General features: G+C 59.7%; 21 protein-coding genes. 2 read left to right on the top strand and 19 right to left on the bottom strand.

The annotated features are described in order from the left end of the window. Nucleotides 1-180 precede the first annotated feature (180 nt). The 18 genes from G3O01_RS10165 to G3O01_RS10080 form a co-directional block, all read right to left on the bottom strand. Complete coding sequence (locus G3O01_RS10165; protein ID WP_205804491.1) at nucleotides 181-759, bottom strand: hypothetical protein; 579 nt, start codon at nucleotides 757-759, stop codon at nucleotides 181-183. Between the two features lie 111 nt (nucleotides 760-870). Beyond that, nucleotides 871-1,161 carry a hypothetical protein gene (locus tag G3O01_RS10160; protein WP_205804490.1) on the bottom strand — a complete coding sequence of 97 codons (291 nt, stop codon included), beginning with the start codon at nucleotides 1,159-1,161 and terminating at the stop codon, nucleotides 871-873. Nucleotides 1,162-1,187: 26 nt separating this feature from the next. Next, complete coding sequence (locus G3O01_RS10155) at nucleotides 1,188-1,442, bottom strand: hypothetical protein (protein WP_205804489.1); 255 nt, start codon at nucleotides 1,440-1,442, stop codon at nucleotides 1,188-1,190. Between the two features lie 47 nt (nucleotides 1,443-1,489). After that, nucleotides 1,490-1,936: a hypothetical protein gene (locus G3O01_RS10150; RefSeq protein ID WP_205804488.1), complete on the bottom strand. Its 447-nt coding sequence runs from the start codon at nucleotides 1,934-1,936 to the stop codon at nucleotides 1,490-1,492. 127 nt (nucleotides 1,937-2,063) lie between these two features. Beyond that, on the bottom strand, nucleotides 2,064-2,486 hold the full coding sequence (locus G3O01_RS10145) for a hypothetical protein (RefSeq protein ID WP_205804487.1): 423 nt from the start codon (nucleotides 2,484-2,486) through the stop codon (nucleotides 2,064-2,066). A gap of 293 nt (nucleotides 2,487-2,779) precedes the next feature. Continuing rightward, nucleotides 2,780-2,998 (bottom strand): hypothetical protein, encoded by a 219-nt coding sequence (locus G3O01_RS10140; protein WP_205804486.1) that lies wholly within the window; start codon nucleotides 2,996-2,998, stop codon nucleotides 2,780-2,782. A gap of 38 nt (nucleotides 2,999-3,036) precedes the next feature. Beyond that, nucleotides 3,037-3,384, bottom strand: a complete 348-nt coding sequence (locus G3O01_RS10135) for a hypothetical protein (protein WP_205804485.1) — start codon at nucleotides 3,382-3,384, stop codon at nucleotides 3,037-3,039. A gap of 15 nt (nucleotides 3,385-3,399) precedes the next feature. Continuing rightward, on the bottom strand, nucleotides 3,400-3,807 hold the full coding sequence (locus G3O01_RS10130; protein ID WP_205804484.1) for a hypothetical protein: 408 nt from the start codon (nucleotides 3,805-3,807) through the stop codon (nucleotides 3,400-3,402). A gap of 502 nt (nucleotides 3,808-4,309) precedes the next feature. Continuing rightward, the gene (locus tag G3O01_RS10125) at nucleotides 4,310-4,795 is read right to left on the bottom strand and encodes a hypothetical protein (protein ID WP_205804483.1); all 486 of its coding nucleotides are present in this window, start codon (nucleotides 4,793-4,795) and stop codon (nucleotides 4,310-4,312) included. Between the two features lie 61 nt (nucleotides 4,796-4,856). After that, a complete protein-coding gene (locus G3O01_RS10120; protein ID WP_205804482.1) occupies nucleotides 4,857-5,177 on the bottom strand; it encodes a hypothetical protein in 321 nt (106 codons plus the stop codon). Between the two features lie 297 nt (nucleotides 5,178-5,474). Next, a complete protein-coding gene (locus G3O01_RS10115) occupies nucleotides 5,475-6,002 on the bottom strand; it encodes a hypothetical protein (RefSeq protein ID WP_205804481.1) in 528 nt (175 codons plus the stop codon). 103 nt (nucleotides 6,003-6,105) lie between these two features. Continuing rightward, nucleotides 6,106-6,357: a hypothetical protein gene (locus G3O01_RS10110; protein WP_205804480.1), complete on the bottom strand. Its 252-nt coding sequence runs from the start codon at nucleotides 6,355-6,357 to the stop codon at nucleotides 6,106-6,108. Nucleotides 6,358-6,462: 105 nt separating this feature from the next. After that, complete coding sequence (locus G3O01_RS10105) at nucleotides 6,463-6,639, bottom strand: hypothetical protein (RefSeq protein WP_205804479.1); 177 nt, start codon at nucleotides 6,637-6,639, stop codon at nucleotides 6,463-6,465. A 331-nt stretch (nucleotides 6,640-6,970) separates the two neighbouring features. Next, entirely contained in the window at nucleotides 6,971-8,488 is a 1,518-nt protein-coding gene (locus tag G3O01_RS10100) for a jacalin-like lectin (protein ID WP_205804478.1), read from the bottom strand. A 200-nt stretch (nucleotides 8,489-8,688) separates the two neighbouring features. Continuing rightward, complete coding sequence (locus G3O01_RS10095; protein WP_205804477.1) at nucleotides 8,689-9,303, bottom strand: uracil-DNA glycosylase; 615 nt, start codon at nucleotides 9,301-9,303, stop codon at nucleotides 8,689-8,691. Continuing rightward, nucleotides 9,300-10,193 (bottom strand): abortive infection family protein, encoded by an 894-nt coding sequence (locus tag G3O01_RS10090; protein WP_205804476.1) that lies wholly within the window; start codon nucleotides 10,191-10,193, stop codon nucleotides 9,300-9,302. The genes G3O01_RS10095 and G3O01_RS10090 overlap by 4 nt, the downstream gene beginning before the upstream one ends. Before the next feature lie 57 nt (nucleotides 10,194-10,250). After that, complete coding sequence (locus G3O01_RS10085; protein WP_205804475.1) at nucleotides 10,251-10,703, bottom strand: hypothetical protein; 453 nt, start codon at nucleotides 10,701-10,703, stop codon at nucleotides 10,251-10,253. A 113-nt stretch (nucleotides 10,704-10,816) separates the two neighbouring features. Next, nucleotides 10,817-11,290, bottom strand: coding sequence for a hypothetical protein (locus G3O01_RS10080; RefSeq protein WP_205804474.1), 474 nt, complete (start codon nucleotides 11,288-11,290; stop codon nucleotides 10,817-10,819). A 140-nt stretch (nucleotides 11,291-11,430) separates the two neighbouring features. Here G3O01_RS10080 and G3O01_RS10075 point away from each other — a divergent pair, with 140 nt between their 5' ends. Further along, nucleotides 11,431-12,309 carry a hypothetical protein gene (locus G3O01_RS10075; RefSeq protein ID WP_205804473.1) on the top strand — a complete coding sequence of 293 codons (879 nt, stop codon included), beginning with the start codon at nucleotides 11,431-11,433 and terminating at the stop codon, nucleotides 12,307-12,309. A gap of 351 nt (nucleotides 12,310-12,660) precedes the next feature. Here G3O01_RS10075 and G3O01_RS10070 read toward each other — a convergent pair whose 3' ends face one another. Then, nucleotides 12,661-13,731 (bottom strand): hypothetical protein, encoded by a 1,071-nt coding sequence (locus G3O01_RS10070; RefSeq protein ID WP_205804472.1) that lies wholly within the window; start codon nucleotides 13,729-13,731, stop codon nucleotides 12,661-12,663. A gap of 418 nt (nucleotides 13,732-14,149) precedes the next feature. Here G3O01_RS10070 and G3O01_RS10065 point away from each other — a divergent pair, with 418 nt between their 5' ends. Next, nucleotides 14,150-15,136, top strand: a complete 987-nt coding sequence (locus G3O01_RS10065) for a DNA translocase FtsK (RefSeq protein ID WP_205804471.1) — start codon at nucleotides 14,150-14,152, stop codon at nucleotides 15,134-15,136. The last annotated feature ends 146 nt before the right edge of the window (nucleotides 15,137-15,282 follow it).

Genomic DNA, 15,282 nt, shown 5'->3' with positions numbered 1-15,282 from the left:
TTGGCGTCGACGACGAGGGGTACCAGTAGAACACGCCCAGTGCAATCAACACGACACCACAGACATACCAGACCCACGCCTGTCCGGGACGCGCGCGGGTGACCCCGCCTACGGCGAGGCACAGGCCCATGATCGTAAGTGACACCGCGCAGATGGCTGCCGTGTTCATAACTTCCCCCGTTACTTGTTGTCGGTCTGACCTTTGACCTTGTAGATGGGCGCGCCGGCCGACCCTGAAGCGACATCGAACGTGTACGTGCCCGCGTCTGTCGTCACGGTGAGCCGGCGTGGCCCCAGCTTTGACATTCGCGTCACAAGCGCGCTATCCACTGGTGCGGCGTACTTCGCCGCCAGATAATTTCCCTTGATGACCACGTGAACCAGCGTCGCAAGCGATCGCGTCCATTCCACCTTGCGGACTGCCGACGGGAACTCGAGCACGACCACACGCACCGGGGTCACCTCCAGCACGCCGCTATCTGCCAGCAGCCGCCTGTCGTTGTTCTGTGTCACCGCCCCGTTCTTCGAGATGTCGTATGCGAGCACACCTTCATCCGTCATCACCAGAAGATTAGTGGCGGTGACGAATTGTTCGCGCGGCGCGTACGAGATCTCGTGGCGGTCTTTGCTGACTTCAAACTGCCAACCCGCACTATTGCCGGTGAAAACATCGGTGACCGTACCCGTCGACTGGATGGTCCCCGCCGCGTGTGCAGATATCGCCAGACCTATGGACGCGACCGCGACCAGGTGCTTCAAATCGGTTCTCATTTTTTCCCCGGCGGAATTGTGTGCTTCATATTCCGGTTCGTTCGGCCTGCATTTTTTGCCGCTCCGCGTGACCTACAAGAATCGGACGTCGTGCGAAGGTTACTTGTCACACACAGCCGGGTCGGAATCCCACCGCATCGGCGGAGCAAAGTCAGACTTCGCTTTGTACGGGTGGACAAATACTTTGCACTTCGTGCCCGCGACCGTAACCGGCACGATATAGCCACCCTGCGTTGCGACCGGTTCGCCGGCTTTCATCGTCGCTTTTTTTACAGCGTATTCAGCCGCGGTCTTAATATCGAACTGATCTGCATGAGACAGTGTCTGCGCGCCAACCGATGTTGAAAGGACACAAGATGCTACGAGCGTTGCGATAGCGAGAATTTTCATGATCTGATTGTCTTTCAATAGAAGCGTCAGAGAAAAACCACTTTGTTATCGATGATCTTCACCATCTTTCGACCCCACCTGTGGTTTCCGGAAGTCCTTCGAACCCGGATCCACGCGCCGTCAGCAAGATCTCCGTCCGCGTCCACTTCATACTCGTTCAGGAAAAACGTTTCTTTGGGTGTCCGCATGCGCTCGCGCAAGACAAGGAGGACGGAGATGAGCGCTAATGCGCCTGAAATCTGCACTGCTGTGAAAACGACGTCCTCAAAATTGGGCGGCATCTTTTGTCCTTTTGTTGTTCGCTAACCCGGCCTGCAACCGGGGCCAGTCACTGTTGCGCGCGAGCGAGATCGAAGTGATCAGTAAGGACCGTGGGATCACATTCCCCGACGATGGTGGATCCGGCCGGGAACGCATCAAAGCGAATTGGATCGGTCGTCTTCAACTTTTCAAAGGAGTACGCCGAGCCGCCCGCATAGAAACGGCAACCAATTCCCGCAGCTCGCATAAATTGCGCATAGTCGCTGTGGCCGAGCTTGTAGTAGACCCAATGAACCCCCTGCGAATCCACGAGCGTACTCAGCACCACCGTTGATTCATCCTTGACCTGGCCAGTGCGGATGGCTTTCTCGCGCCAATCGATACTATGGTTGACTTCCCAGCGTGCGAAAGCCCGCAGCCCCATGAACAGTCCGATCACGAGCAGCAAGCCAAGAACGACATGTGGCAAGCAGGTGTCAGTGATTCTCTTCGGTGTTGTCTTCACCGCTGGCATTTTTCCTTTCCCCCGAAATCAGTTGTAGTTCCAGTACCGAAATCATACGACGCGGCCCTGTGACTGCGCCGCCCACCTTTTGCGGCCTCAATGTGCAAGAGCACAGGCTGATCAGGCAGATTCATCTCTACACATGCACACCACGAGCACGCGCACCGTCCTTGAACCGGTCGAATCCTTCTGACGCATCGACAATACCGATGTCAAGCAGCGCGTGCACCATGTCAGCACGAAATTCATCCGAGAACCCGTGTTTCGCATCGAAGGCCGTCGTCACCGCTTCGCGAACCGCTTCGTCGACGGATCGACCAACCGGACCATTCTCCAGATGGCCGTCGTGAAATACCACTGCGAGGCTGTGCATCCTCAGATGGCGGAAAAAATCCCTGACTTGGTCTGGCAGGCACGCCTGCAGTACCTGCAACTGATTCCGTTTTTGCCATTCAATGTCGGGCTTTTGCAAATCGGCCAAGCGTCGCGTGATTCGCTCATTGAGCCTGTCGCGCTCAGCGAGCAATTGATCGATTCCGATTTCGCAGGTACTTGTCATTTTGGTTGGCTCCTTCCCCCAATGGACCTTATTGGCGCGCAGTCAATGAATATGTGATCCGTGCGTTGCGAAGTGGAATGCGCGTGCAATCAGCATGACGATCGGACCGGCAGCGGCCAGAACGACGCAGAGCTTCAATAGAAGCAAAACCCCTGATCCGCTCCGACCACGCGACCGTTCCCTTCGTTCTGTTGACCGGCGGTGCTGCTCATCGTTGTAGAACTCCCGCGACTCGCGCTCGTCTCTCTCACGCCAACTTTCACTCATATCCGCTTTCCGTTGTCCCCAATGCCTCAGCGCCGTGTGTGGGGTGCGACTGCGAATCGACCTTCGTGACGATTCGGATCGCGCAAGTGGTCGATAAACTTGAACATGATCCGTTCATTCGGCCCCTTGTTCATGAGGTTGTCCAGCTTCGCGACCAGGACTAGGTCTTTGCCACAAAGCATTCGCGCTTCGGTCATCTGATCCACCGTGGCGCGCTTCCCGTAGTAAGCAGATTTCCTCGCCATTGCTGTTTTCCGGTTCACTAACTTTTGGACGTCAGTGACTAGCGAATCTTGCCCTTGCTGGCCCTGTCCGCCGGCTCTGAGGGGCGTTGCCGGCCCTGTCCGCGCGCGCGGTCAATGGCCGAAGACGCGATTTGCGACGCCCGCCTCGCGTCACCGAGCATCTTCGGCTTGCGCCAGGCGACGCCCGAGAGGACTACCAGCCCTACCGCACCCCCTGCGGCGGCGCGCTGTCCCAACGACGTCGCACACAGCCCCAAGTGCCCCGTCAGTACGAGAGCCATGTCGATCACGCCCAGTATGGCGAACACAAACACCGTTGTGCCAACCATGGCGGTCGCGTATCTGACGGTCCGCGCGACGAGCAGCCTATCCTTGTAGGAATCCATCGGGAGACGGCAAGATCAACCATTTTGCGATCGGAGTGCCGACCGGATCGTCATGAACAGGATTACCACAGGAACGGCCGCGATGAGGACAGTACCGCCCATGCCCGAGAAAAAGTCGTCGTTGCGCTGAAACGCGGCATGGAGTGAAGGCGTCTGCATATCTGCCCTGAAATCCGAGATCACGTCCGGGATCGCCCACGCGAGGAAGATCAGCCCCGCAATAGCGCCAGCGACGACCGCCAGAAAGATCCCAATCTGGAGCAGAAGCTGCTGGCCCTTCGTGAAGGGCGGTTCGGCCGCCTCAAGGGTGAAGCCGAGCTTGCGCTGGCTGAACCACGCCCACCAGGCGGAGAACCGGGCGTCCGTCTCAAGAACCGAGGCGCTCTCGGCATTGCGCACAACGTATCGCTTTTTATCGCTCATCGATCGATCTTCTCGCATTTCATGGTTTTCAAGGGCGGGCGACCCCTCCTCACACTGAACCGGCGAGGTCGGAAGAGCCGATGGGAAATCGCCAAACCACCCGTGAGGTCCGCGTGACCTCCATGCCAGCCCTTATCGGCAGGGAAAACAGATTATTCAGCGTCGTCGTCAAATTTTCCGGCCTGAGGCCCCTCAAAGGTGTCCGTAGCTGCGGGAGCGCTAGCCTTCGGCCGTGACAACGGATCGCGGCAAGGAGCGGCAGATCACCTGCTTGGTTGCGTGGCTCCGATCATCCAGCGGCGGCAGGCTGGCGCGTCTGGACGAACCACTCAAGGCCAGCCACGGCTCCGAACTCGCCCAGACAAATACCCGTGCGATTAACAGCATCGCGCGCCATAGGATTTCGCGACGGCCTTTTTCCCGCACATCGCTGCGACGCCAAACCACACGGGGACGAAGATCGCCATTTTCCCGTCCTGTCCAGTTCCCGGCGTTGCTGCAGTCACTTGCTTTTGCGAACGAAGGTTCCACGACGAAAAGCGAAGACGTGGCCTGCGTCGCAGGTATGTGGCCGGTTCTTGATGTCGCGCCACGATGTCGCCGGCCACGTCAATCGGCTATCACACTGCGAGCACTTCGTTTCCATGTGGGTCGAGCCGTCGCCCGGCGCGGCAAGATGGCGGGGATCGGACAGAAACAGTTCAAACAGCGGAAAATTGGCGCGATCGCCCGCGCGCTTCAAAGCCTCACGCACGGGGTTGAAATGTTCGACGCTGTCGGAGTTGATGCCCGCCTTGATCGCCGCATCGACAGCGCTCGCCTCGACCAGATCTTTGAATTTTGCGTTGGGGGGAAGCGTGCTCGCGAAAAGAAAAAGCGCCGTTCTTTCGCCATCGGACAGTTTGTCCACGCGCACAACTGGCGCAACACGCTGGGCCAGTTGATGAGCAAGGGCGTTTGTCGCTGGATCTGGACTGATAGTTCGCATGATGTTTCGTTTTGTATTTTGATGAAAACCCCCGGCTCAAGTCCGGATGGGAAGAACGGCGCTACCTTCCCGTAAAAAACGAGATGAAGGCGACAGCGATACAGGCGGCGACCACCGCGTTGGCGATGGTCACCCACACCCACCTCCTCACCAGCTTCACGCGCGGTGGCCTAAAAATCGCGACACAAACTACGGCTAGCGCGAGACCAAATCCCCCAACGTAGGTGAGGGTTCGCAAGATCTGGAGGGTCGCGAGGCCGAGAGGCCCTTGCAGCGGCGTCAGTCCGCTGAAGTACATAACCGCCGCGACGGCCCATCCGACCGCCGAGAACGGCAATATTTTGCGCAGCAGTACCAGTTCACCGGCCGGTACCGTCATCATATCGCCCCTGTTCTTCCATAAACATTGTCCTCTTGAATCAGCCAAGTTGGCCAAGAGACGGCAGAGCGGCCAGCAGGCGCTGCCATCGCGCGCCAATAGAGTCTGTTATCGGCAGCTCGAGCGGAATTTTCAGTCTGCCTGGGACAAGACATTATTTTGTCGCCCAGGTTATGGGGCGGTCCGAGACCCGCTAAGACCGACCGCGGCTGCCAACCGAACAGCGAAGGATTGGCAAAGCGCGGCGGCGGACGGGCCACTGTCACACGTAGAGGCACCTCCACGCGACGGCGATAGCTTTCACTCCGCATTCGTTGATGCACCCAGCCGCCTGGAAAGCCACGCCTCATAGTTGAGCGTCTCGCGGAGCAGCCCACTCTGCTCTTCCGGCGCTTTCCCGTCCTTGATGACGGCGATTCGACTGCATTCGATGCCGAGCTCGTCAGACGGCAAAGTGGACAGGTAGTCGGCGGACTTCCCGTCCAGATATAGACGCAGCTTGTTTTTCGGGTCAAGGGCTGCGGTGCGCAACGCTTGCGGCCGCAGTGCGGTCCACGCGTCGATCCACGACTTGATCTTCGCGACTGATTTTTCGTCCTGCTCTCCGAATTTCCGTTCAAAGGCCACCGGACAAGCATCCGCAAAGGAAAGCGTCTCCACCGCCGCGTAATACCGGCATTCGTCCGGCTGGGTTGCGCAGTCGATGCTCTCAAGCCGTGCGAGCGCGGCAGCCGCTGGCTCGGCGGCGTCGAAGGCATATGCGGCTCCGGAGGACATCGCTAATGCGGCCATGACGAGAACGAACGAGGGCTTGCTAAACAGCGTCATTCCATTTTCCTTGATTTGAAACCGCTTAAGGTGGCCGGCGCAGGACGCATCGACCACGACGCATTGTGCGTCGCCGGGCATCGGGGAAAGCTGTACGGATGTGCTAGCTGCGGGTGACAGACTGCCGGGTGAACTCGATGCACAACTCTATGATCCGCGCGCGCGACACATTCCACTCGCTCGCGAGCGCATCGCTAAACGCCACATTCCCGCGATTCAGACGCACGGTTGTCGGACCGTCCGAGCCGTCAAAACCATCAACGTCGACCGCGATATCGCGTGCCCTGCCGAGCACCTCCGGCGTCATTGCCGACAGGAGTTTGTCGCGACGCGACTCTTTGCTACTTTTAGCCATTGATTCCCCTAGAACGCACGCGCGCGAATGGTAGTCACAACGACATGCACGCGTGAGCTTCCGCCTGGTGCCGCACCTGTCACTGCGCCGCAACCCTTCACAGCCTCACTTCTTCGATGCGGCCGCATCATCGCGCGAAATGTGGCTTGCTCCGTCCGGGTTGTCGTCCGCCCCCCCGACCTTCAGTAAGGCCAACTCGCCCTGCGTGAGTGAAAGCGTCTTGTACTCGTCCGCGCCGTGTGTACTGGCAGTGCCGGGCGAAAAAAAAGTCTGGGTGTTCATGAATGTGCTCGAGCGGGCGTCCGGCCCGGCGCGGCGGCGCGCGGCGCGCCGGTTACGTGGTCTGGAGCGACCACTCCCCCTCGTATCGGCACTATGGAGAAAAAATTCAGTCGCGCTCCAGGCGTGGGCGCTGGGAAAGAACCGGACCGCCGGTTCGCGCCCGGTGAGTGGACGACGGTGGCTTGCTCGATGGACCAGCCGCCGATCTCGCCCGCGACTGTTTCCCTGTACGATAGGTTCGAGCGGGCGAGCCTCCACTCTTTTCGGGCGAAGGCTCACGCTGGCATTGTATTGGCAGCGTCCTCGTGCAAATCCCAAGCCGGCATCAGATCTACCTATGCCAGATGCACTCTTTCATCTTGACGGTTACAACGCCGATCTGATCGATTGCTTCACCACTGCGGCCAGTGAATCCGATAAGCATTTCTCCGGCCTCAGCCTGCCATTCATGCAGTGGGTTATTCCCGGTTCCTCCCTTAATGACATTCCCCCCCGAGGATCCAATTTGCACATATCTGACACATCCGTGGGGTCCGCCGTCCATCGCAGATATGTGGTTGACGAATTCACCCTTGCCAAGTTGCAGCACCCCCAAGAGATGCCCGTTATTAAAGTTCCCATGGAAGACTTGCCTCAAATCTCCGCCATCAGCCTCGTACTGGAGAACTAGGGAGTCAACCCAATCCCACGCGTGCAGGTCAATCTGGGCAAGCCTTTGGCGATTAGGAACCGACTGGTCGCGGTCAAAGTCAGTGTAAGGATTCCCACCCACTCCCCCGCAGAGCGTCTTATACGGCGGTATCTCGAAGTCAAGCTCTGGCGTGCCAAGGTCTAACGAAGGCAAACTGGGCAGTTCCAGATAGACCGTGGGGTGTTGCTCCGCCATGTCGATCTGCTGTTGCAAACTGTCGATGTCACCCTCGACGAGTGTGCTCGCGCGCACGAGAGCTTCATCGGCGAAGCCGCCATAGCATTCGTGAACCGCCTGAATCCTCTGTATTTGCGACCGCAACTCCTGCAGGTTCTTCAGCTTCGAAAGAAGGCCGTGTTCACCAAGGAAGTAGTTGCGGTTTCTGATGAGCTTGGTGATATCACCGCACCCGGCTACATGTTCGTAGCCATCCGTTTCGTATGAGATTGTTGCGGGGTTTTCCGCTGGCAGCGTTGAGAATTTCAATGCAAACGGAATGAGCGTCTCTGGGGTTGGCGGCGTAACGTTCGTCAGGTCGACACCTTTCATGACAGAGGCGTATCTCCGCACTATTCTATTTGTCGAGAGGAAACTGGTGATCTTTTGTTGAAGTTGCGCGTCAACTGTCGCACCATCGAAAATACCATTCGCCGACAAACTCGCCGAGAAGTTCGTTTTTTCGATCGAATTTCTGGAGTAAAAGGTGTAAACGGCAACAAACTCAGATCCTTTCGTAATCGAAGCAATATATCTGTCACCGTAGACGCGGGCAAATTTGTCGAGGGCATCGTCATCTGCATCAGATCCCGACGTTGGACACAGTCCGTCCAGAAATCCGGTCGGAGTTGCTTGTTCCTTCTGGCCGCGCCACGCTCGCAAGACAATTGAGATGCTGAACGTTGTAACGTTCAGACTGTGATAAAGAGAGACTTTCTCATCAGCCCCGCCGATCGGCCCGAACTGAGCGGACGCAGACTGCTCGATATCGAGAGATTGCATCAGCTTCTCGGAGTTTTCGCACACATAGAATTGCACCCCGCTCGACTGCCCCGCGGAGAGCGATCCTCCGTCTAAAGCCCTACCCGTGCGCGCCGACCCCACAAACGAGTCAAACCCGGCAAGTACTTCAACTGGCTCCAGTACGTCTGCAATTGACATGTTGGCTTCTCCGGAAAGGGTCCAAGGCGGCGCGGGAACGGCGCCGACAGTCGGAGAAGGTATCAAGCATGAGAAACTGCCCCATGTGCGCTATCGCACACTTTGGTTGTCAGACGCGCCCCGCGCTGCGCCCGGCGCGCCCCTTGTGAGAGGGTGACTTGAGCAGTTAGGCCACAACGTATCGCCTGCCGGTGGCTCGTTCACGCGAGCCCTGCAACCCTCCACTGCTCGGGGATCGCTTTCCACTGTTCCGGGTTGAAGCGATAGACCTGACCGCCCGGATGCGCCGACGTGAATACCCGGAGGTTCATGGCCGCCAGGAGTGGTAACGCGCGCTGCGCCTCGCGCCCAACCAGTACCACCGTGCGAACCTTCGGCAGCAGCATCAGCAGATTCTTCAATTCTTCGATTCCGCGACGGACTTCCAGATTGGTCGTTTTGATCGTGGCGTTCCATCCCGGGATCACGTTCCAGAGAACCGTGCGTTTGCGTGCGATGCCGGCTTCGATCATGAACTCGAAGGTGGCCTGCGCCGTGGGATCGTCGTTGTTCCGCGAAATAAAGCCGGAGCCCTTTCGCTTGCCCGTCGTAGATGTCATCGGGCCAGGCTTTTCCAGCAGGAATAGCAGGTCTGCTTCGACGCCGCCGTCAAGCGGGTCAAAGTCCTGGAACTCCCAGTCCGGATGCTTGGCGCGCAGGCCCTCGACGTAGGCCGCCAACGGGGCGATGTGTGGCTCGACGAGCATTGCCCGTCGCAGGGCGATAGCTTCAGCGACCCGCAGCGTGCGCGGGGCGTCGGTAGCGGACATGGTCATTGCGTCTCTTTGTTGCCGTTGTTCGTGTCGGCCGGCTTGCCGGTGGCGATGAACCCCCTGGCCTGCTGATACGCCTTCGTCTCGAACAGGAAATCGGCGAGCGTCATCGCGCAGTTGACGGCGAGCTTCGCGTGGTGGCGCGCTGGCTTATAAGATGTGCCGTGGCTATCGGACATCTTGTTGCGCATCGTAGCGAGTCCCTGGATGATGGACGCCAGCCCTGTTATGACCTGCCGAAGTGCGTCGGATATGTCCTTGCGTGCGGGATCGAGGTTCAGCAACGCACGCACACGGTTAAACAGACGCCCCAGGTCGCCATCAAACGGAGGTGGTGGCTCGGTCGCCAGATCATGTTCGATTGCCAGAAGCAGGTGCTCAATGAGCGCCCGCGCGTTGGTGATCGCGCCGTCGAAATCGCCGACTTCGAGCTTCGCGCGACACTTGCGGATCTGCGCATCGATCGACTCCGCCGACGGCTCAGGGAGATCTCCGGGAATCGATTCCGCCTCAATCACTGTGCCGTCGAGGCTACGGATGCGGTAGCCGTTGCGCTCCCGCACAAGCTGGACGTTATCAAAGGCGAGCAGCTCGTTGAGCTTCGCAACGCACTCGTCGTGCGTCGGCGTACCCTCTACCGTGTTCATGTCAAACCAGTGACGCGGATCCGCTACCGCGCACAGCATATCCGTCATCGCCGGCTTCCCCGAAAGCTCCGTCAACTTGTCTTTCGCGAACGTAGCCCGGCTCGGGAAGCCCGACTCATAGACGTCGCGAAAGCCGTACTGGTTGAAGAAGTCGACAAGATCGGTGCCCCGACGATAAGGCCAGCCCGGCAGATTGCCGCAGACGATGTCGGCAAGTTTCGTGAGTGTGTAAGGCGAGAGTTTCATCGGCCGGAGCCCTGTTCAGGTCGCATGCGCACTCTGGTCCGCGCGTGCTACCGGGTTCTATTGTTCGATCTGCGTCGGCGTTGCAGCCAGGCGCAGGCGTATCGACTGGACTTCCGATGCGAGCCGCTTTATTTCCGTTGAGATCTTCGTGAGATCCGATACGGTCACCTCGTGATGCTTCATCTCAACTCCCCGCCCTTCCTTCGCGGTGGTCTTGATTCGCACTATCTGGCCGGCGTCGTTGCCCGCCCAGACGGAATGCGTGATCTGGTTTCGCTGCTCTTCGACGCTCCGTATCCGTTGGATCAGCTTTGCAAAATCGACAGTCTTCGGCCCGGCGCCATGCCGTTCAATATAGAGGCTGGCGGCGAGGGCGCGTAGATTCTTGAATGACAGTTCGGCGGTTACCGCTTGCCCTTTAGTCGCCTTCAGCCCGAGTAGCGTATGAACCAGAGACTGGACGACAGATTCAAGCATCGTAAACGACACCGTGATGTCGCCGATCGCCACGAGATCTCGTCACCTACATGATGTTGCATCATCGGATCTGGACATTGGCTGTTTGGTTTTTTCTTGACGCTCCGACGCTCCGTCAAAAACGGCGCGACGGTATCGGAGCGGAATCATGCCGCCTTATTCAAGACGGGAAGCGACCCGGTGGACTGGAGAAACGAGTCGAGAAGGATCGCCTCGGACAGGAAAGGCGTGTGGCCCTTGCCCCCCGCGTAGGTTTCAAACCACTCAAAAAGTAACGCATCCAATCCCCGATCGCGGATGACGCTCTGGAAATACTCCCGCCGGTACACGCCATCCTGCTTCATCGTCAGGCGACTCCGAATACCCTGCATCTTGACTGTACCGTCCTGACAAATCGTGCCTGCCTTGCCGATGTAAAGGACTTCGCGTTCTCCTTCGCACTGACCGTAGATGACGTAGACCCCGAATCCGTCGGATACGCGTTCGAGCCGCACGACATCATTTATCGATTCGGCTGCACGAAGCTCGAACTCGCCGTGGTTGAACGCAGACGATCGAAGCGCCCCAAGCGAAGTGTCAAAGGTCATTGTTTCCAGGCCTTCGCCATCGACAGGTTTCAAGGGAAAATGCTGCACTGTGTTCATTGGACGCGAAGATTGCCGGTGAGATGATTATCTCAAAGGCACGGCGATTTGCCTTGCGCGGACTGGGGGCTAGATTGTCCGGGAACGGAAATCCCCTTTTCACTAGCGAGGTCTTCATGCAGGATCCAACCAATCCAGCTCCACGCGGCGCGCCGGCGTGGACGCTTACCCATGATCACGCCAATGCCGTGCTCAACGCGGCGCTCGCCGGGACGCCGTGCACGTGCGGCAATCCCGGCGCAGAAGCCACCGGACACCGGGCGGACTGCACCTATCGGCTCGTGCTCGAGTCGTCCCAGATTCTCTCGATGATCCTTCAGCCGCGCGCGACGCTGTATGGCGATCATGCTTCGCTGGCGGAGATGGTCAGCGCGCACATCGACTCGTTTCGCGCGCTGATCAAGTCCGCGCGCGCCGGTGACGAATCCGATCAGGGCTTCATCGATCACGAACTCGCCGCGCTGACCGATATCGAGGTTGCCTGCCGAGCAGACCTGAACACGGCGTCGGCCATCGGGATAGCGGCTGGCGGCGTGCCAATGACAGAGCCGATCGCGCACGTGCCCGTCCATCCGCGCACCGGCCCACTATGGGCCAACACCGTCGAATCGCTCGAGAAAGGCGATCGCCCGAAAAGCTATCCCACCCTCCCGCTATACGCCGACACGCGCAGCGCCCGTACACACGCCGTCCGGAGCTGGCGCGACCAGATCGTGACAGCAACGTATGCGCACTCGATGGGTGACCTGTCCGTCGCGCTCCAGCGTATCGTCGACGACATGACCGAGTCGATCGACGCCTCCATGTCGTTTGCCAGCACTGCACAGGTCGGGCCGATCGATCGCGAGCTCGTGGTTGTCGTAGCCGGCGAGCACGACGTCCCGTTGACGTCGACCGGTGGCAAGCCGCAACTCGACGAGCGGATCGTTGCGCTTGCACTGGATATCGCCACGCGCGCCGCCGCGCATGGCGCCAGCCAAAGGGGTACGGCATGAGCCGGAAACGTCAGTGGGTGATGTCCTGCGGCGCACTGGGCGGACGCAGCCCGAAAACGGGGAAGCCGGTTGGTGAGCGCCACCGCTGGAGCGGCCGCAAATGGGGCGAAGGCCATTGCGAATTCTGCCTTCGCACGCTCGACCAGGTAATGACCGCGCCTCAGGGGCCACAGATCCCACCGGGATCCACCGCACATCTCGAACGGGCCATCGAGTCAGGAGACTAGCCACGGGGCTTCCCGGCTCCTTCTAACCGCTTCCGATGGGCATTGCGGTGCGCAGCAACAAACTCAGCGCGTTGCGCGCCGACCTCCCGCACGAGAAGTCGGATATCCCTGCTGTATCGCCTGGTCAGTGGCCGTCGGCTACGGCCATCTTGATCGCTTCCTCGAGCTTCTCCGCCGCATCGGGCGCGCGGAGGAAGACCCGGTCTGCCGCGCGCACAGTGGGTTCGGACACAAGCAGCCCCTGGGCGGTGAGATTGACAAGGAAATTGTGTACGGTGCCCGCGAGCCGGCTAAAGCCGTTGGTCGACGCGTATTCGTTGTGCTCCTGCCGGTCACCGAGCACCGCGTATAGCCAGGCCGCCACCTCCAGCGAAGTGAAGCCGCGGTCCTTTCGGGCAAACTTCGACCATAAGGGGAGTTGCCAAGTCCACGCGTGGCTTTTGATCCCCGACGGTCTGGGTCCAGCGACGACCTGATAGAAGTGTGGTGGCAACCACTCAAGGGGGAAGCTGGATATCTCACCACACACAGCGAGGCGCTGGATGTCGGAGAGAGCGGCGAACCACGCGATGTTGTCGGCTTCCGTGCGCGTCGTCTCTGTCCTGCGTCGCGCCAGCATGGATTTGGCCCAGCTGCTCTGCCGCGCGGCGTCCTGAAACTTCCGGAACGGCTTTGGCTTAACGACCGGAACAGCGTTGGGACGAGCAGGCACGAACGCGCTCGCGTGCCATTCCATGCCCAGTTTGAAATTGAACTGCGCGGATCTCCTCTCCGGTCTTTGCAGCCACGTCCAGCGATCCAGTTGCCCGACGGCCCGCGCCATCTCCGCTGCGTTCACGCATTCAGAATCTAGATCGGAGATATCGAACTCGATCCACGAAAAGTCGGTGGTTGCAATACCCTCGAGCTTCTCCGCGTCGACTGCATGACGGAAATTTACTTCGACCGCGAGCTGCCCGCAGGCGCTTTCGGTGTCTCCATCATGGGCGACCAGCCAGACATCCGGGCGCAACCGCGCTTCTAACGTCTTTTCCAGCGACGCCTGATGGATCTGCATGCGCGCCGCCGGCAACTCCAGTTGCTTCGAGTAATCGCGGCCGCGTACGCTCGCGGCCAAAGTCGTGACAAACACCGGGAGGTCTAGGTGCGATTGCCCTGCGATGAACTCCTGAGCGAACCGATGCACCAGGCTCATCACGTTCGGCGAGCAGTTGCTGGCCGCATGTGAAAAGTGTCTCCGAACGACCGGGCCCCATCGCGCGAGGACAGGCTCACCGCAGCCAGGGCAGACACAGCGAGCAGCCGCCCCGTGCTCAGCCTCAGTGAGGTCGTTCACGTGCACAAGGCGGTCATCCCGCTGGCCGTAGGGCATTGAGACTTCAGGCATGGCGAAAGCGGGCTGAGAAAGACGGATGGGATGGCAATTCTATCGGACGGGCGCCCTTCTCCCGCGCGTCTGGTGACTCCGCCTCAATGCCGGAGCCTGAAGGCGGACGCAGCCCGCCCACGATCAACTAATTTGTAACAGTGGGAAGGTTACAAGCTCCTCGAGCATGTTAAGAGTTGGGGGCGCAGTCCCGCGCCTTCTAACCGACTCCACGAGGATTCAAGACATGAGCACCAGCAGCCCCGCGCGGGATCTGATCAGCCAGGCAAAGGCCATCGTTATCGACGAACAAAGCCCATCCGTTGCCCTTCTTCAGCGGCGCTTGCGCATCGGATTTGGTCCGGCGGAGGGGCTGATGGAGGCACTCGAAGCGTTCGAGGTTGTCACGCCGAGGTATGACGGCCTGCGCCGGCTGACCGCAAGCCACGAGACGCCAGAAACCTCCAAGCGCGCTGCCCTCGTCAGGCGGATCTTCGAAACCGCGCGGTTTTTCTTGGAAATGTGGGAGGAAGGCTCCGCGGGCGACACGCGCGCCATCGCTTTTCACAACCCCACGACGATGTCGAATACGGCCGTCCGCAAGCTCGTGCTGGGTGACTTCTACAAGCAGAGGGGATTGTCTCTGTACGAGGCGGCGACCGCGCTGGCGCGGCGGCTGGAACAGAACGACGACGGTGCCCTGTTCGACGAGGCCATTGACGCCGATCTGGCCATCCTGTGCGGCACGGCGGCGCGGTCATTCCAGTCCGTCAGCGACCGCGAATCGATTGTTCAGCGCTCTTTCGTTCGCCTCGTGCGGTATCTGCAGCAGACTCGGCTCGCTGGCGAGGGAGCGCACTCGCGATGCTTCGAGTACTTCATCGCCGCCGCGCACGTTCCGAGGGGGTACGGAAAGAACGGCGGCACGCACCCAGAGCACGTCGTGCCTTGTGCGTTCCTGCGGGACAGGTGCATCGCCCGACTTGCCGAGGGCGCGTCGGTTGAAGACGTAGCGAAAGAAATCCGGCCGTTCCTCGCCATCGTGATGATCACCGAAACAGAGTGGAGCAAGCTCGACACCAGTCGTGCCAGCGGCGGACTGGGTTTGAAGGACATCATGACCGAGAACTGGGCTTTCGAGACGGGCGACCTGTTCGCGCGCCTCCACGAGGCTGGCATTCCCTTCGACCCGCCGCCCGTCTCCTCGCAGCCGACATCCGGCTGCCCTGCCTGAGCGCCGTGGCGGACGGATCGGCACGGGAATCCCGGCCAGGACCTGTCCGCTGCGTCTTGCCGTGCGCTTGCATTTCGTGCGCGTTTTCCAGACAATGGTCTCTGGAGCTACCCTCTCCACGCCGCCCACATTACGGCAAAGTCCAG

The sequence above is a fragment of the Burkholderia sp. Ac-20365 genome (assembly GCF_017104715.1).
Classification (GTDB): domain Bacteria; phylum Pseudomonadota; class Gammaproteobacteria; order Burkholderiales; family Burkholderiaceae; genus Paraburkholderia.
This window is presented reverse-complemented; position numbering and strand designations above follow the sequence as displayed.